The following is a 16,061-nucleotide window of genomic DNA, read 5'->3' as shown; positions in this document are numbered from 1 at the left end:
CCATTCCAATGAACGTTCCGATCTACCAGCAGGCCCTGGGCAGCGCGTACTCACGGCTGCAGCCGGAGCTCCAGGAGTACTTCTCGCTGGTGCCGGGGTCCGGCCAGTACGGCGTGGGAGAAGGAACGTTCGACGTCGTGGGGTGCCGCCAGCGGTGGCTGCGCCCCCTGCTCCGGCTCACCGGCGGCGAGGAGGCTTTCTTCCCTGAATACGGCGAAAACATCCCGTTCCGGATCGAGAACCACGCGCACCAGGATCCTTCCGGCCGGTCCAGCCTGACCGCACGGCGCGAAATCCGGTTTCCCGGCCGGACCCGGCTCTTCCAGGACACCACCAGCGTCACGGCCCGGAACGGTGCACCGCAGCTGGTGGACTACGTCGGGCGGTACCGGCGCCTGGTGACGGACCTGAACCTGAGCGTCACGGCGGAGGGCCGGCTCCGCGGCGTATCAGAGGCGTCGCGGCTCTTCCTGGGCCCGCTCCGGATACCGCTGCCGGCCGCACTGGACGCCAAAGCCTACGCCGAACAATGGTGGGAGCCGGCCGAGGGCAGCAACGGCCGGCACCGCATCCAGGTAAAGGTCATCCAGCCGCAGATCGGCCTGGTGCTGGTCTACGCGGGAGCCTTCGATTACCGCCTGCGCCCGTACGCCGGCGGCAGTTCCGCCCAGAGCTACCTCCCCCGCTACGCCCAGCCGGACCGCTGGGAGAACAGGGTGTGACGGCTGGCCCTGCTAACCGAGCGCCAGCTGGTTCAGGCCGTCGGCCACCTGGGTGAGCCTGCCCAGGACCTCGGTGGCCTGAGCGGGCGTTTGCCCGGCCAGTCCGGCTGAGGGCGTTACCCGGATGGAGCCGAGGAGCGACGCCGGCAGGCCAAGCTGGTGCCAGGGGCGCCACACGGAGTCCACGCAGTCAGCCACCTTCGGCAAGGGGCGTCCTGACGACACGTCCAGGACGCCGGCCCAGAACTGCTTTCCTGCCTCGACAGCGCCGGCCAGCTGCTCCCACTGCCGGTTGGTCAGTGCCTTCAGCGGCAGCGCAACACCGTCGGCCCCGGCGGCCAGGGCCAGCTCGATCGGCGCCTCGATCTCGGGGAAACTGAGCACCACCTCGGCTGCACCGGCTGCGCGCAGGGCCTCGAGGACCAGCCGCAGTGACTCGCGGGCTTCCGAAGCGGCCCCGGCGCGAAGAGTGCGGTATCCGCTGGCGGTGGGAATGGTTCCAGCCAGCACGGCTGCAATGTCGGGCTCGTCCACTTGCACAACGAGGCGGGTGCCGGGAACGGCGGCGGCAACCCTGCGGAGATAGCCTCCGACGCCGGCTGCGAGGGAGGCGGCCAGGTCCCGGCGCGCGCCGTGGTCCAGCAGGGCGCGTTCACCATTGTGCAGGTGCAGCCCGGCGGCCAGGCTGAGCGGGCCCACCAACTGCACCTTCAGGTCTGTGGCGGAGAGATCTTCGGCCCCCGCAACGTCCGCGAGGACATTCAGGTCGGTGGACAGCGCCGATGCCGCGCGGCGCATTTCCTTGCCGGGCCGGTCGACGAGCCGCCATCCGTAGGGCTGGACATCCACCGCGAGTTCCTCCAGGAGCGCAGCGGTACGTCCCAGTGCATCGGAGCCGACGCCGCGGTCCGGCAGTTCGGCGAGGAACGGCAGGTGCGGACTGCCAAGCTCACCCCGGATGATCCGGGCGGCTTCCAGCGGGTCCTCGCCAGGCCACGGGCCCAATCCGGTGGCGGTGGCTTCCTGCGGTGAGGCTGCCGTGGAAGGGCCTGGTTTGGCGGCCGGCTCGGCGCCTGGATCCGGGTGGTGCTGTTCCCGGCTCACGCCAGCGCGGAGGTCTGCGGCTGCTGCCCCGACGATGCCTGGTGGTCCTCCGCGATGGCCTCGTGGTGGCGGATGACCTCGCCGATGATGAAGTTGAGGAACTTCTCGGCGAAGGCGGGGTCGAGATGGGCGTCCTCGGCGAGCCGCCGCAGCCGTGCGATCTGGGCTGCCTCACGGCCGGGGTCGCCGGCGGGGAGCCGGTGCGTTGCCTTCAGGAAGCCCACTTTCTGTGTGGCTTTGAAACGCTCAGCCAGGAGGTAGACCAGCGTGGCATCGATGTTGTCAATGCTGGAGCGGATGGACAGCAGTTCAGCCATCACCGAATCGTCCACGTGGCCTGCCAGGGAGCTGGCGGAGGGGTCGAAATCGTCGGAGCCAGGAGAGCTGGGGTTGTGCTGCGTCATGGCTCCAGTCTATGGGAGCCGGGGGAATGACCGCGGCTGTGAAGCGCCGGCACCAGCCCGTTGCCGGCACCGGCGCTTCACACCCGGAAACATCCGCCTGGATCAGATGCCCAGCAAGGCCCGGTGCTCTTCCCGGCGTTTGGCCTGTTCGGCCGGGTCCGGCACCGGCAGGGAGGCGATCAGCCGCCGCGTGTAGTCATGCTGGGGATTGCCCATGACCTGGCTGCCGATCCCCTGCTCCACCAGCCTGCCCTTGTACAGCACGCCCACCCACGATGAAAGGATGTCCACAACCGCCAGGTCGTGGCTGATGAAGAGGCAGCCGAATCCGAACTCCTCCTGGATGTCCCGAAACAGTTCCAGGACCTTTGCCTGCACCGAAACGTCCAGGGCCGACGTCGGCTCGTCCGCGATCAGCAGCCGCGGGTTCAGGCTCAGAGCCCGCGCCAGTGATGCCCGCTGCCGCTGGCCGCCGGACAGTTCGTGAGGGTAACGTCCCGCGTACGACGCCGGCAGCTGGACTGATTCGAGGAGCTCACCGACGCGTTTGCGGGCCTGGGCAGCGCTGGGCCGGGTGTGGATCAGCATGGGCTCGGCGATGCACTCGCCGATGGTCAGCTGCGGGTTGAAGGACGCGGCCGGGTCCTGGAATACGAAGCCGATGTCCTTGCGCAGGGGTTTGAAGGTGCGTTCGCGCAGGTTCAGCATCTCGTACCCGAGCACCTTGAGGCTGCCACCGGTGGTCCGGTTGAGGCCCGCGATGGCACGGCCAATGGTTGTCTTCCCGGAACCCGACTCGCCCACCAGGCCGAACACCTCGCCCCTGGACAGCGTGAAACTGACGCCGTCCACGGCTTTGAAGGCCGGGGTGCCGAGCCGTCCCGGGTATTCGATGACCAGGTTGTCGGCAGCTACCAGCACCTCCTCATCCTGGTAGCGCCGTTCCGTAAGGCCGGCCGACGCCGAATTCCGGCCCAGGTGCGGCACTGCGGCGAGGAGGTTGCGGGTGTAGTCCTGGCGGGGTTCAGCGAAGAGCTTTTTCGCCGGGGCTTCCTCCACGATGTCGCCCTGGTACATCACCACCACCCGGTCGGCCAGGTCGGCCACGACGCCCATGTTGTGCGTGATCAGCACGATGGCCGTGCCGTACTTGTCCCGCAGGTCCCGGAGGAGCTCCAGGATTTCCGCCTGGACCGTGACGTCCAGCGCCGTGGTGGGTTCGTCCGCCACGATCAGTCCGGGGTTCAGTGCCAAAGCCGCTGCAATGACCACGCGCTGCTTCTGCCCGCCGGAAAACTGGTGCGGGTAGTAGTTCACGCGCTGCTCGGGGTCGGGGATGCCCACCTTCCGGAGCGCGTCGATGGCCCGCTCCTTGGCGTCCTTCCGGGAGACGCGGCGGCCGCCTTCGCTTGCCGCATGGGCCCGGATGCCTTCGGCGATCTGCCATCCCACCGTAAACACGGGGTTCAGGGCAGTGGAAGGCTCCTGGAAAACCATGGCGACATCCCGCCCGCGGATCTGGCGGAGTTTGCCTGGACTGAGGCTGATGACGTTGGCGCCGTTGATCACCACGGCGCCCGAACTCACAGCGGTCTCGGGGAGCAGGCCCAGGATCGTTTTGGCCGTCACCGTCTTCCCCGAACCGGACTCCCCCACGATGGCCAGCACTTCGCCTTTCCAGACGTCGAGGCTGACGTCCTTTACTGCCTGGACGTCGCCGGCGTCGCTGGCGAAGGTGACCTTAAGGTGGTCGATACCGAGAACCGGTTTGCCTGACTGGCCGGCGGGTTCCGGTGCCGGGTCGATGTTGACGCTCATGGGGTCCTCACTTCTGCGGTGATGGCCGCGTTGTCGACGGGTGCCGGGGAATTGCCGCCGCCCGCGCGTTTCCGGCCGCGGAGCCGGGGATCGTTCAGGTCGTTGATGCTTTCGCCCACCAGGGTGAGTCCGAGGACCGTCCACACGATGGCGAGACCGGGGAAGAGGCCGGTCCACCAGATGCCCGACGTGGTGTCGGCCAGGGCCTTGTTCAGGTCAAAACCCCACTCGGCGGCCGAGCTCGGCTCGATGCCGAAGCCCAGGAAGCCCAGCCCTGCCAGGGTCAGGATTGCCTCCGAGGCATTGAGGGTGAAGATCAGGGGCAGCGTGCGGGTGGCGTTGCGGTAGATGTGCCGGGTCATGATGCGGATGTTGGACGCGCCAACCACCTTGGCCGACTCAACGAAGGGTTCTGCTTTGAGCCTGATCGTCTCGGCCCGGATCACCCGGAAGTACTGCGGGATGAACACCACAGTGATGGAAATGGCAGCCGCAAGGATGCCGCCCAGCAGGCTGGACTGCCCGCCGCTGATGACGATGGCCATCACGATGGCCACCAGCAATGACGGGAAGGCATACACAGCATCGGCCACGACGACGAGGACGCGGTCCAGCCACCCTCCAATGTATCCGCTCACCAGGCCTAGGATGACGCCGGCGAAAATGGACAGGACAACGGCCACGATGATGACCAGCAGCGCTGTCTGGGTACCCCAGATCATCCGTGACAGGACGTCGTAACCGCCCACGGTAGTGCCCAGGAGGTGCTTTCCGCCGGGCGCCTGTTGGGTGGGGAAGTTGCCGTCGGCATCCGACAGCTGCGCAAAACCGTAGGGTGCCAACAGCGGTGCGGCCAACGCCGTGAGCAGGAAGATGCCGGTGAGGACAAGCCCCACCACCAGCATGAAGCGCTGCAGGCCGACGCTCTTGTTGAAATGGGAAACAACCGGCAGCCGCCGGAAGAGGGGTGCCCGGGGGTTGGCGACGGGTTCGATCGTGTTGGCGGTCATGTCAGTACCTCACGCGGGGGTCGATCAGCGCGGCAATGATGTCCACGATGAAGTTGGTGACGGCGACGATGACGGCCAGCAGCACCACGATGCCCTGGACGGCTACGAAGTCGCGCGCCGTGAGGTAATTGGCCAGCTGGAATCCAAGGCCTTTCCACTCGAAGGTCGTTTCAGTCAGCACGGCGCCGCCGAGCAGCACCGCAATCTGCAGGCCCATGACCGTGATGATGGGGATCAGCGCCGGTTTGTAGGCGTGCTTGGTGACGAGCCTGAACTCGCTGACGCCACGGGATCGGCCGGCCTCGACATAGTCCTTGCCGAGCGTGCCAATGACATTGGTCCGGACCAGGCGCAGGAAGACTCCCGCTGTCAGGAAGCCCAACGCCACCGCCGGGAGGACAGCGTGCGACATCACGTCACTGAGTGCTGCCATGTTTCCGCTGCGCAGGGCATCCAGCCAGTAGATACCGGTGGGGGCCTCCAAACCGGTCAGGGACAGTTCGGTCCTGGTGCCGGCACGGCCGGCAACCGGCAACCAGCCAAGCCACACGGAGAATACGAGTTTGAGCAGCATGCCCGCGAAGAAGACCGGGGTGGCATAGAACAGGATGGCCAGGATGCGAAGCACTGCGTCCGGCAGGTGGTCGCGCCGATGCGCGGCGACCATGCCCAGCGGGATCCCCACCAGCAACGCAACGATGAGCGCGTTGATGGCCAGCTCCAGAGTGGCGGAGCCGTAGGTGGTGAGCATCTCGGTGACCTTGCGGTTGTCCGAAAGGGTGGTGCCGAAGTTGCCCGTGGCCAGCTGGCCGAGGTATTCGAAGTACTGCACGATCAGTGGCCGGTCGTAGCCGGCCGCATGGATGCGTTCCTGCAGCTGCTCGGGGGGCAGCCGGCCGCCCATGGCAGCGGTAATGGGGTCACCGGTGATCCGCATGAGGAAGAACACCATGGTGACGAGGATAAGGATGGTGGGGAAGATCAGCAGGAAACGGACCAGGATGTACTGGCCCAGCCCTCCCCCTGCCGACTTTTTCTTGCTGGGAAGGAGTCCGTCCGCGTCATTTGGCGGCGCGTCAATCAAAGTTGTCATCGGTACCTGTATTCGTGGTGACCGGGAGCCAGCATTCCCCTCGGTGCTGGCTGATGACCGGCAAAAGGCGGGACACCGTTGCGGTGTCCCGCCTCCGGCCTGTCAGAGCCCGATGGGCGTGGAGTGCTTACTTGGACAGGACGCCAAGGCGTGTCTTGAAGGAGGGGTCAAGGGTCTTTTCGACGCCCTTGACGTCTTTCCCGGCCACGAGGAGCTGGGAACCCTGCAGGAGCGGCAGGGTGGAAAGATCCTTGGCCACCGCCGTCTGGACGTCACCGATCAGCTTCTGCCGCTCGGTCTTGTCCGGGGTGGTCAGCTGCTTCTGGACCAGGTCCGTAACCGTGGGGTTCTCGTAGTGGTTCTTGAGGAAGTTGCCCGGGATAAAGAACGGCGTGAGGTAGTTGTCCGCATCCGAGTAGTCCGGGAACCAGCCGAGCTGGTAGACGGGGTAGGCGTCGGCGGTCCTCGCCTTGGAGTAGGTCACCCATTCGGTGGATTGCAGGTCCACCGTGAAGAGGCCTGACTTTTCCAGCTGTTCCTTGACCATGGCGTATTCGTCGCCGGAGGACTTGCCGTAGTGGTCCGGGTTGTACTGCAGCTTCACGTTGACCGGACCGGTGATCCCGGCGTCGCCCAGGACCTTCTTGGCCTTGTCCAGGCTCGGTTTGCCGTTGCCGTCGCCGTACAGCTCCTTCATCGGCTGGGTTGCGCCGGGCAGTCCGTCCGGAACCACCGAGTAGGCGGGGACGTAGGTGCCCTTGTAGACCTGGTCGGAGATGGCCTGGCGGTCCACGATGTCAGCCATGGCCTGCCGGACCGCGAGGGCCTTGGCCGGGTTAGCCTCGGGAGTCTTGGCGCCGTACGGCATGGTGTCGAAGTTGAAGACGATGTAGCGCAGCTCGCCGCCCGGGCCCTTGTAGACCTTGACCTTGGAGTCCTTGTCCAGGTCTGCTGCGTCGGTTGCGGTCAGGCTGCGGCCGGCAACGTCGATGTTGCCACCCTGGACATCCAGCTTCAGGTTGTTTGAGTCTGCGTAGTACTTGATGACAGCGCTGTCATTGGCCGGCTTGCCCAGCAGGCCGCTGTAGTCCGGGTTGCTCTTGAGGCTGACGAGCTCGTTCTTCTTGTAGGAATCGATGGTGTAGGGGCCGGCGAACGGCTTGCCGGCAACGATGTCCTCATCGCTCATGACTTTGTCGGCCGGGAAGACTTCCTCGTCAATGATCGGCCCGGTGTTGGTGCCAAGCACGCTGGGGAACACCTGGTCATTGCCGGCCTTGAGGTTGAACACCACTGTGGTGTCGTCCTTGGCGTCAACCGACTTGAGGTTGGACAGCAGGGACGCCGGACCGTTGGGGTCGTTGATCTTGACTACCCGGTCGTAGGAGAACTTCACGTCCGAGGCAGTCAGCGCATGGCCGTTGGCAAATTTCAGGCCGGGTTTCAGTTTCACCGTGAACTCGGTGGGTGCGGTGAAGGAGGCCGACTCCGCAATGTCCGGGCTGACCTCCGCGGAACCGGGCTTGGAGTTCATCAGAAAGGGGTAGACCTGGTTCATCACCAGGAAGGAGCCTGCGTCGTAGGAGCCGGCGGGGTCGAGGGTGACGACCTTGTCGGTCGTTCCGAAGGTAATGGCACCGCCGCCGGCGCTGCCGCCGGTGGACGTTCCGCCGCCGCCACCCGATGGCCCGGTGCAGGCTGTCAGGGCCAGGGCGGAGATGCCTGCCAGCGCGATGGCGCGGTGCAGGGCAGTTGTGCTCTTGATCATCTGTGAACTTTCTGTCCGATGAGTACGAGCGCGCCGAGTACAGGGGTGCATGTGCCCTTGCCTCCGGCGCGCAGTGCTGATCCCTAGATTCAATCAGAGAGTCTGCCCTCAGGACGGCCAATTCTGTGAGTTGAAACACAAAATTTATCTCATTGGCCCCCTGCTGCGGTGGCGCGGCCTGCAGGACAGGATTTCCGCGGCACAGCAAAGCACCGCGCCGGCAACAGCCGGTGCGGTGCGGGAATTGGGAAGCTTAGAGCGCGGCGCGCTGAAGCGAGCGGGCAGCATCGATGGTTGCCTGGCCCAGCACGCGCGTCCCCTGGTACAACACCACCGTCTGCCCGGGCGCCACGCCCCGGAGTGGAGCCACCAGCCGGACCACCAACTGGCTTCCGGCGGCGGCGTCGGGGGCGTGCTCCACCCAGGCGGTGGCCGGGACCGGATCCCCATGGGCCCGGACCTGTGCGTAGCAATCGAATTCGGCGCCGGTTTCCACCTCGGCGATGGGAAGGCCCGCCCAGGAAACCTTGATGCCGCGGATCTCGTCAATCGCCAGCAGCGCCTGCGGACCCACCACCACCTTGTTTTCCTTGGGCCGGATCTCCAGGACGAAACGGGGCTTGCCGTCGGCTGCCGGGGTTCCCAGCTTGAGCCCGCGGCGCTGGCCGACCGTGAAAGCGTTGGCGCCGGGGTGCTCCCCCACCTTTGCGCCCGTCTCGTCCACGATGTCACCGCTGGTCATCTCGATCTTTTCGGCAAGCCAGCCCGCGGTGTCGCCGTCGGGAATGAAGCAGATGTCATGGCTGTCCGGCTTGTTGGCAACGGAGAGTCCACGCCGCTCGGCTTCGGCGCGAACCTCCGCCTTGGAGGGGGTGTCTGCCAGCGGGAACATGGAGTGCTTGAGCTGTTCGTGGGTAAGGACGCCCAGGACGTAGCTCTGGTCCTTGGCCCAGTCGGCGGCGCGGTGCAGTTCGCGGTTGCCGTCGGCGTCTTCGATCACCTTGGCGTAGTGCCCCGTGCACACGGCATCGAAGCCCAGTGCCATGGCCTTCTCCAGCAGCGCGGCGAACTTGATGCGCTCGTTGCAGCGCATGCAGGGGTTGGGGGTCCTGCCGGCCGCGTATTCGTCGATGAAATCCTGGACGACGTCTTCCTTGAACCGCTCGGAGAAGTCCCATACGTAGTAGGGAATCCCCAGCACGTCACAGGCGCGCCAGGCGTCCCTGGAGTCCTCGATGGTGCAGCAGCCGCGGCTGCCCGTGCGCAGGGTGCCGGGCATGCGCGAAAGGGCCAGGTGGACGCCGACGACGTCGTGCCCGGCCTCCACCGCGCGGGCGGCGGCAACGGCGGAATCAACTCCGCCGCTCATGGCTGCTAGTACTCGCATGCTGGCTTTCTGTTGGCGTGGGTGTATGTGGGGGCCGGCCTGGACCTGCCGGCAGCGAAAACGATCTTCGCCTATCCATTCTACGGCGGCAGGCAAATCAGCCCGCCGGACCGCATGGAGCGCTACAGTCCCCCGCGCCCCGGCCGGCCCACGGTCCCCGCCGTCTGGATCGAGGACTCGTGTCCCGCCATGCCTGCCTGGCGCGCCCGGGCATAGGCCTCGGGCAGCGCCTTCAGCAGGGCATCGACGTCGGCCTCGGTGGAAGCGTGCCCCAGGCTGAACCGCTGGGCGCCACGGGCGGTTTCCTCGTCCAGGCCCATGGCCAGGAGCACATGGGAAGGCCTAGGCACGCCGGCCGTGCAGGCAGATCCTGTGGACGATTCGACGCCGGCGAGGTCGAGAAGGAACAGCAGCGAATCGCCTTCGCAGCCGGGGAAGGTGAAATGGGCATTGCCCGGGAGCCGGCCATCGCCGGGGGCGCCGCGCAGGACGGCGTCGGGTATGAGGTCGCGCACGCCGTCGATCAGGCGGTCGCGAAGGGCAGCAATCCGTGCCGCTTCCGCCGGCAGTGCAGCCGTGGCAGCCTCCGCCGCGGCGGCGAAGGCGGCGATCGAGGCCGTGTCCAGCGTGCCGGACCGGACATCGCGCTCCTGCCCGCCGCCATGCTGCACCGGTGTCAGTTTGACCGCGCGCCCCAGAAGCAGGGCACCCACCCCCACGGGACCGCCGATCTTATGGCCGGATATGGACATGGCGTCCAGGCCGGATTCCTTGAAGTGCACTGGAACCGACCCGAAGGCCTGGACGGCGTCCGAGTGCACGGGAACGCCTGCGGCATGGGCCAGCTCAACAATGCGGGCGACGGGCTGGATGGTGCCGACCTCGTTGTTGGCCCACATGACGGTCACCAGCGCCACGGTGCCGGGATCGCGGGAAAGCTCGGCTTCCAGGACGGCGACGTCCAGCACGCCCCCGGAGTCCACCGGCAGCCAGGTCACCTCGGCGCCCTCGTGGCGTTCGAGCCATTCAACGGTGTCCAGGACAGCGTGGTGTTCGACGGCGGAACACAGGATGCGGCGCCGCTTCGGGTCTTCTGCCACGCGGGACCAGTACAGGCCCTTGACGGCGAGGTTGTCCGCCTCGGTGCCGCCGGAGGTGAAGATTACCTCCGACGGGTGGGCTCCCGCGGCGGAGGCAATCGCCTCCCGTGCGTCTTCGACCGCCCGGCGCGCCCGGCGTCCCGATCCATGCAGTGAGGAGGGGTTTCCCGTCCGCGCCAACTCGCGTGTCAGGGCGGCGAGCGCCGCATCGGAAAGCGGCGTGGTGGCGGCATGGTCGAGGTAGGCGGGCATCCTCCAATTCTATCGCGGCGCCGAACGGCGGACCGGGGCCGGTCCTTAGCGTCCCGCCGTGATCCTGGCGCAGCAGTGTCCGGGTCCGGAGACCGCGGCAACACACCCTTCATCACTGCCGCACCCGGCGGCTGCGCCCCGGAGGAAGGCGCCATTCATGTCGCAGACCACCGCCGCGTGGGACCGTGAGAGCCGGTGGAAGGGGCAGTTTGTGAGCAGGAACCCACCGTCACCATCAGGCTGCGGCTGGTAGCCGGCTTCCGTCAGGAACTCCTCCAGTCCACCGGCTCGTTCCGCCAGTTCCCGGCCCTTGGCAAACGCGCCGGCGCGCAGGGACTCCCCCACGGGAGACCCCTCCCCCTGCGACGCTTCGATGGCGGCCGCCATCAATTCGCCGGCGAGGTCGTAGTTCCGGTCGGGCACGGACGCTCCGACTTCGCCCCCTACGGTCCGGTACATCTTGGCCGGGCGGCCGGAGCCGGGTCCCACCCTGCCTGCCGGTTTGTGGAACTCCACAGCCAGCAGGCCGTCCTGCACCAGCCTGTCGAGGTGGAAGGAAGCCGTACTCCTTGCCATGCCCGCAGACTCGGCCACTTCGTCACGTCCCACGGGCCGCGGGGATGCTGCAACCAGTTCGAAGAGCTGCAGCCGCTTCGCGTCCGTCAGGGACGCAACGGCCGCAAGCCTGTCCGCCCAGGAAAGTCGGTACATGGTTCCACCAATCCAAAGTCAAGATCTATTGATTATAGAACGCTTGCTTTCTAAAATTGGCATACCTACTTTTAGAAGGAGCAAGCCATGAAACCAGCATCGGCAGTACGGGCCCAGCACTCTCCCACCGCGGCGCCGGCCGCCTGGCAGGCCTTCGTACTGTTGCGGACCGTCTTCACCGTTGCACCCATCCTGTTCGGCCTGGACAAGTTCACGAACATCCTCACGGACTGGACCGTCTACCTCGCACCCCAGGCCACGGCCGTGGTGCCGCTGCCGCCGCAGACCTTCATGTATGTGGTGGGAGTCGTGGAGATCATCGCGGGCGTGGCTGTGGCCGTGCGTCCAAAGTTCGGTTCATTGCTGGTGGCCGCCTGGCTGGCCGGGATCATCATCAACCTCCTGCTGCTGGGAAGCTTCTATGACGTGGCCCTGCGGGACTTTGGGCTCCTGGTGGGCGCGCTGGCCCTGAACCGGCTGTCCATCGGGACATCCCGGATCACTGCATGACGCTTTGACCATCCCAAGCGGGCGATGCGTCCAACAAGACCCGCCGGCAGCTGAGCCCTCCAGCCGCCGGCGGTTTTGGCCTGCGGAGCCTGGCAGGCGGGAACCCGTGGGCTCAGGCAGACGGGGGCAGCAACGGCAGGTAATGGCGAACGTCAGCCCGCGCGGACGCAAGGGTTGCCGCATCCGGGCAGGATACCGATATATAGGCCGAGGAACCGGCCGTGCCAAACATCCTTGCCAGGATGGCGGTGGACCTTCCGCCTGGAGCCGCCTGCTCCAGTGCCAACACTTCCACGCTCTTTCCGGGATTCTCCGCAGTGCCGCCCCACTGCAGGGTTTCCGGCTTCAGGTAGGAGGGCTGGATGGTGGCATCCAGATACTGGAAGAGGGCAACGGTGGACTCCCTGTCCCCTTCCCGGACCAGCGGGCCCTGGCCGGTACTGACCCTGGCGGCAACTTTGCAGCCATCCGCTTTGGCGTACTGGCTGGCGCCGGCCACGTTGTCTTTTTCGAGCTTCCAGCCCGGTGCGCCCTTAAGCTCGTCGGATACGCCCACGGGCACACCGGGGGCAAGGGTGGCGCCTGCGGCAAAGGGCATGTCCTGCGCCGCCACGGCGGCAGCGTCGTGCCCCGGGGTGATGGTCGGCGTGGACAGGGCGGCGGTACTGGGCGGCGCAGCCGGCACGGAGGGGTCCCGGACGTCCACGCTGCAGCCGCCGAGCAACATTGCCAGGGCGCCGGCCATGGTGAGCTGCACTCCGCGGTTGGTTGCCTTGCCGGCCCGGCCCGTCGTCGTCGGCATATGCATCTCTCCTCCATGGCATCCCTGCCGGCCGGTGTTCAGCCGCGCACGTAGAGTCTAGACGCCGGCCACGGCGTCGCAGGGAACCGCGGACCCCGGGACGATCGTTGTCAGGGCAGGCGCAGGGTCCACGGCGGCGGGCCCGTGCTGGCTAGACTGGGCGGCACGTTGCTTTCCCCGCCGGAACCAGGAATCCGCGCAACAAGAGAAGGAAGATTGGTTGACCGACGGCAGAAGCTCCCATTACCAAGTCCTTCGCGTGGCCGTCACGGCCACCGAGAAGGAAATCAAGGCGGCATACCGCCGCGCCGCCCGGACGGCCCATCCGGACCACGGCGGTGATGCCGCGACATTCCGCCGCGTGACGGCTGCCTACGAGACGCTGATCGACCCCGCGCGCCGGCGCGCCTACGACCGCACCTACGGTGCCGGTGAGTCCCGGGACTCTGCGTCCGACGGCGGCGCGCACTTTGACGCACCCGCTGCCGGTAGCCGGGCGTCCGCCACTGTCCGCCGGCCGGGCAACAGCCGGAACACGGCAGGCGACCCGCCGGTCTACGTCCCGCCCTACGGCGAAGGCGGCACCGCAGTTCCCCTCATCCCATTCGGCCAGGCCCGGCAGCAGGTGCACGGCATGCCGAGGAAACGGGGGATCTTCGGTGCTGAAGCGCGGATCCAGCGCGAGATGCGCACGGTCCAGCTGCTGACGCGCCAGGTACTGCCCGCCATTCCGGCGGCGCGGCTCATCAATGGGCTGCAATCGCCGGCGGATAACAGCCACATCGACCACGCGGTCCTGGCCGGTTACCGGCTGGCCCTCGTGAACTCCATGCTCCTGCCGAAAGGCGCCTACGCCTGGGACGGCCGGACCCTCAACCACGGAGGGCGCTCGGTGGCGCCTCCGCAGCTTGCCCGGGTGGTGTGGGCCATGCAGGAGATCTTCCCCGAGCTCAACGTCACCGGGTGGACCGTGGTGCACAGCCCGGACGGAAATCTCCATGAACCCGTGATCGACCACCACCGCCGGCCCGCGGGCGCCCTGGAAACGGTGCAGATCGTCAACGCCGCGGGGATGGTGCGGGGGCTGAAGGAATTTTTGGCCTCGGGACCCGCACCCAATACCGTGAACGTCCCCGTCCTTGCCAGGCTGCTGCGCGGCATGCACTGACGGCGGTGGCTAGGATGGGGTGGTGTTCCGCATCCTCTTCCATGCCCCAGAAATCCCCGGCAATACCGGAAACGCCATCCGCCTTGCCGCCATCACCGGCGCTGAACTGCACCTCGTGGAACCCCTGGGATTCGACTTTTCCGATGCCAAGCTGCGCCGGGCGGGGCTCGACTACCACGACCTCGCCGTGGTCACCGTGCATAAGAGCATTGAGGACGCCTGGGAGCACCTCCAGCCGGAGCGCGTCTATGCCTTCACCTCCGACGGCAGCACCAGCTACACCGACATCAGCTACCGGCCCGGCGACGTCCTGATGTTCGGCCGCGAATCGGTGGGCCTGCCGGCGGAGCTCAAGGACGACCCCCACGTCACCGCCACCGTCCGCCTGCCCATGCTGCCCGCCCTGCGTTCCCTGAACCTCGCCAACGCAGCCTCCATCGCCGTGTACGAGGCGTGGCGCCAGCAGGGATTCGCCGGCGCCAAGCTCTAAGGCGGCCGGCACCCGGCTGCGGCGGCCTTCCGCCGTCCCGGCAAATAGATTTGCCTTCTTCCCATCCGCCGGGCGTCCGGCCCCGAATGCCTTTTGAAGACATTCGAGCGGAGCAAGGAGCTGCAGGTGACACTACTGGAGGCAGGATCCAGGCAGGACAGCCGCAGCCGGCACGGCACTGCTGAGGATTCGCCGCACAGAGACTTATGCTTGGACGTAATGGAAACTCCCAACGCGCCCAATTCAGAAGGCTCGGCCGCGGTGACTGACCCACCTGCAGACCTCAGCCAGCGCCTCTCGGTCCTGCTGGCGCGCATTGCCCGCGGGGACCAGGCGGCCTTTGCCGAGTTCTACCAGCTGACGTCCCGCAGGGTCTTTGGCATGGCACGGCGGGTCCTGATCGATCCCGAGCTCAGCGAGGACACCACCCAGGAAGTCTTCCTGCAGGTCTGGCAAAACGCGGCCAAGTTCGATCCGCAGGCGGGCAGCCCGCTCTCCTGGCTGATGACCATCTCGCACCGGCGGGCGGTGGACAAGGTCCGCTCCTCGCAGTCCTCCACCGACAGGGAGGCACGGTACGGGGCGAGCACGCAGGACATCGACCACGACAGCGTGTCAGATGAAGTCGGCAGCCGGCTTGAGGCTGAGGCGGTGGTCCGCTGCCTGGGGACGCTGACCGAAACCCAGCAGGAATCCGTTCGCCTGGCCTACTACGGCGGCCTCACCTACCGGGAGGTCGCGGAACGCCTGAATGCAGCAGTGCCCACTATCAAGTCCCGCATCCGCGATGGACTGATCCGATTGAAGACCTGTTTGGGGGTGAGTTGAGATGAGCGGCACGGACCACGGACACAACGGACGTTCCAGCGCCTTCGGCGACACCGTCGCCATGGACCTCGCGTCAGGACGGGCCGTCGACCTCGCGGAACTTTACGCCCTTGACGCGGTGACGGACCAGGAACGCGATGCCATCGACCACTACATCTCCTCAGCTCCGGAAGCGGAGCGGCTGGCCTTCCTGGAACGGGTGCGGCAGTCACGGGAGGCGCTCGCCCGCACCTTCCGTGCCGAGGCGGAGCCGCCGTCGGACCTGTTCGACCGGATCGTCGCCCAGCTTCCCGCCCAACTCCCGGCACAACCAGGACAGGACGGCGGAGCTGCCGCAGCAGCAGCGGGAAGCCCCGGCTTCCAGCCCGGCCTCCACAGCGGAACCGGCCCGCTCGACGAGCTGGCGCAGGCCCGGAAACGCCGGGAGGAACGGCGTGGACCGTCCGGTGCCCGGCGTTGGCTGGTGGGCGTGGCGGCCGCCGCAGCCATAGCGCTCGGCGGTGTGGGCGTTGGCGCCTACCTTGCCGACCAGAACGATCCCGTCAACATGGTGGCCCGCGCCTCGGACCTGCGGGAGGCATCCGTGAACGTGGCCGGCGGCGGAAAGGCCACCGTGCTGATTTCCGAGTCCAAGGACTCGGTGGTGGTGAAGATGAGCGGCGTACCCGCTCCCCCGGCGGGCAAGGTGTACCAGATGTGGCTGATCCCCAAGGACGGGTCGGCGCCGGTATCGCAAGGGCTGATGGACGAACAGGCCCTGTCCAAGCCCGCAGTGGTCCAGGGCATCCACTCGGCTGCCGCCCTCGGGATCACGGTTGAGCCGGCCGGCGGCTCCACGTCGCCCACCCTGCCCACCGTGGCCGCGGCTCCGCTCGGCGCCTGACGACGCACGTG

General features: G+C 67.0%; 16 protein-coding genes. 6 read left to right on the top strand and 10 right to left on the bottom strand.

Annotated features, from left to right (window positions below):
• Nucleotides 1-8: 8 nt before the first annotated feature.
• Entirely contained in the window at nt 9-722 is a 714-nt protein-coding gene (locus RM50_RS05265) for a DUF4166 domain-containing protein (protein WP_043450679.1), read from the top strand.
• A gap of 12 nt (nt 723-734) precedes the next feature.
• On the opposite strand, the gene RM50_RS05260 is transcribed toward RM50_RS05265, so the two are convergent.
• From RM50_RS05260 to RM50_RS05220, 9 genes are all read right to left on the bottom strand, one after another.
• Nucleotides 735-1,727 (bottom strand): hypothetical protein, encoded by a 993-nt coding sequence (locus RM50_RS05260; RefSeq protein WP_052259983.1) that lies wholly within the window; start codon nt 1,725-1,727, stop codon nt 735-737.
• Nucleotides 1,728-1,822: 95 nt separating this feature from the next.
• The gene (locus RM50_RS05255) at nt 1,823-2,230 is read right to left on the bottom strand and encodes a chorismate mutase (RefSeq protein WP_043450675.1); all 408 of its coding nucleotides are present in this window, start codon (nt 2,228-2,230) and stop codon (nt 1,823-1,825) included.
• A gap of 102 nt (nt 2,231-2,332) precedes the next feature.
• Nucleotides 2,333-4,048, bottom strand: a complete 1,716-nt coding sequence (locus RM50_RS05250; protein WP_043450673.1) for an ABC transporter ATP-binding protein — start codon at nt 4,046-4,048, stop codon at nt 2,333-2,335.
• Entirely contained in the window at nt 4,045-5,058 is a 1,014-nt protein-coding gene (locus RM50_RS05245) for an ABC transporter permease (protein WP_043450672.1), read from the bottom strand. Before RM50_RS05245 ends, RM50_RS05250 begins: the two co-directional genes overlap by 4 nt.
• Nucleotide 5,059: 1 nt before the next feature.
• A complete protein-coding gene (locus RM50_RS05240) occupies nt 5,060-6,151 on the bottom strand; it encodes an ABC transporter permease (protein WP_043450670.1) in 1,092 nt (363 codons plus the stop codon).
• A 127-nt stretch (nt 6,152-6,278) separates the two neighbouring features.
• Nucleotides 6,279-7,919 (bottom strand): ABC transporter substrate-binding protein, encoded by a 1,641-nt coding sequence (locus RM50_RS05235; protein ID WP_043450668.1) that lies wholly within the window; start codon nt 7,917-7,919, stop codon nt 6,279-6,281.
• 253 nt (nt 7,920-8,172) lie between these two features.
• Nucleotides 8,173-9,306 (bottom strand): tRNA 2-thiouridine(34) synthase MnmA, encoded by a 1,134-nt coding sequence (mnmA, locus tag RM50_RS05230; protein WP_082006986.1) that lies wholly within the window; start codon nt 9,304-9,306, stop codon nt 8,173-8,175.
• Nucleotides 9,307-9,428: 122 nt separating this feature from the next.
• On the bottom strand, nt 9,429-10,658 hold the full coding sequence (locus RM50_RS05225) for a cysteine desulfurase family protein (protein ID WP_043450665.1): 1,230 nt from the start codon (nt 10,656-10,658) through the stop codon (nt 9,429-9,431).
• 45 nt (nt 10,659-10,703) lie between these two features.
• On the bottom strand, nt 10,704-11,369 hold the full coding sequence (locus tag RM50_RS05220) for a helix-turn-helix transcriptional regulator (protein ID WP_043450663.1): 666 nt from the start codon (nt 11,367-11,369) through the stop codon (nt 10,704-10,706).
• Between the two features lie 87 nt (nt 11,370-11,456).
• Here RM50_RS05220 and RM50_RS05215 point away from each other — a divergent pair, with 87 nt between their 5' ends.
• On the top strand, nt 11,457-11,879 hold the full coding sequence (locus RM50_RS05215) for a DoxX family membrane protein (protein ID WP_043450662.1): 423 nt from the start codon (nt 11,457-11,459) through the stop codon (nt 11,877-11,879).
• A 112-nt stretch (nt 11,880-11,991) separates the two neighbouring features.
• Here the strand turns inward: RM50_RS05215 and RM50_RS05210 are convergent, their stop codons facing one another.
• Complete coding sequence (locus tag RM50_RS05210; RefSeq protein WP_043450661.1) at nt 11,992-12,681, bottom strand: hypothetical protein; 690 nt, start codon at nt 12,679-12,681, stop codon at nt 11,992-11,994.
• A 220-nt stretch (nt 12,682-12,901) separates the two neighbouring features.
• Between RM50_RS05210 and RM50_RS05205 the strand changes: the two genes are divergently transcribed.
• From RM50_RS05205 to RM50_RS05190, 4 genes are all read left to right on the top strand, one after another.
• Nucleotides 12,902-13,849, top strand: a complete 948-nt coding sequence (locus RM50_RS05205) for a J domain-containing protein (RefSeq protein ID WP_043450660.1) — start codon at nt 12,902-12,904, stop codon at nt 13,847-13,849.
• Between the two features lie 22 nt (nt 13,850-13,871).
• Entirely contained in the window at nt 13,872-14,339 is a 468-nt protein-coding gene (locus RM50_RS05200; protein WP_043450658.1) for a tRNA (cytidine(34)-2'-O)-methyltransferase, read from the top strand.
• A gap of 219 nt (nt 14,340-14,558) precedes the next feature.
• Nucleotides 14,559-15,167, top strand: coding sequence for a sigma-70 family RNA polymerase sigma factor (locus RM50_RS05195; RefSeq protein WP_043450657.1), 609 nt, complete (start codon nt 14,559-14,561; stop codon nt 15,165-15,167).
• Nucleotide 15,168: 1 nt separating this feature from the next.
• Nucleotides 15,169-16,050: an anti-sigma factor gene (locus RM50_RS05190; RefSeq protein ID WP_043450656.1), complete on the top strand. Its 882-nt coding sequence runs from the start codon at nt 15,169-15,171 to the stop codon at nt 16,048-16,050.
• The last annotated feature ends 11 nt before the right edge of the window (nt 16,051-16,061 follow it).

Source organism: Pseudarthrobacter phenanthrenivorans (genome assembly GCF_000813845.1).
GTDB lineage: Bacteria > Actinomycetota > Actinomycetes > Actinomycetales > Micrococcaceae > Arthrobacter > Arthrobacter phenanthrenivorans_B.
The sequence above is the reverse complement of the archived record's forward strand: the minus strand, read 5'-3'. Positions and strand labels throughout refer to the sequence as shown.

Coding starts and splice junctions, on each gene's coding strand:
- RM50_RS05265 (WP_043450679.1), top strand. CDS start 9: ATGAACGTTCCGATCTACCAGCAGGCCCTGGGCAGCGCGTACTCACGG.
- RM50_RS05255 (WP_043450675.1), bottom strand. CDS start 2,230: ATGACGCAGCACAACCCCAGCTCTCCTGGCTCCGACGATTTCGACCCC.
- RM50_RS05250 (WP_043450673.1), bottom strand. CDS start 4,048: ATGAGCGTCAACATCGACCCGGCACCGGAACCCGCCGGCCAGTCAGGC.
- RM50_RS05245 (WP_043450672.1), bottom strand. CDS start 5,058: ATGACCGCCAACACGATCGAACCCGTCGCCAACCCCCGGGCACCCCTC.
- RM50_RS05240 (WP_043450670.1), bottom strand. CDS start 6,151: ATGACAACTTTGATTGACGCGCCGCCAAATGACGCGGACGGACTCCTT.
- RM50_RS05235 (WP_043450668.1), bottom strand. CDS start 7,919: ATGATCAAGAGCACAACTGCCCTGCACCGCGCCATCGCGCTGGCAGGC.
- mnmA (WP_082006986.1), bottom strand. CDS start 9,306: ATGCGAGTACTAGCAGCCATGAGCGGCGGAGTTGATTCCGCCGTTGCC.
- RM50_RS05225 (WP_043450665.1), bottom strand. CDS start 10,658: ATGCCCGCCTACCTCGACCATGCCGCCACCACGCCGCTTTCCGATGCG.
- RM50_RS05220 (WP_043450663.1), bottom strand. CDS start 11,369: ATGTACCGACTTTCCTGGGCGGACAGGCTTGCGGCCGTTGCGTCCCTG.
- RM50_RS05215 (WP_043450662.1), top strand. CDS start 11,457: ATGAAACCAGCATCGGCAGTACGGGCCCAGCACTCTCCCACCGCGGCG.
- RM50_RS05210 (WP_043450661.1), bottom strand. CDS start 12,681: ATGCCGACGACGACGGGCCGGGCCGGCAAGGCAACCAACCGCGGAGTG.
- RM50_RS05195 (WP_043450657.1), top strand. CDS start 14,559: ATGGAAACTCCCAACGCGCCCAATTCAGAAGGCTCGGCCGCGGTGACT.
- RM50_RS05190 (WP_043450656.1), top strand. CDS start 15,169: ATGAGCGGCACGGACCACGGACACAACGGACGTTCCAGCGCCTTCGGC.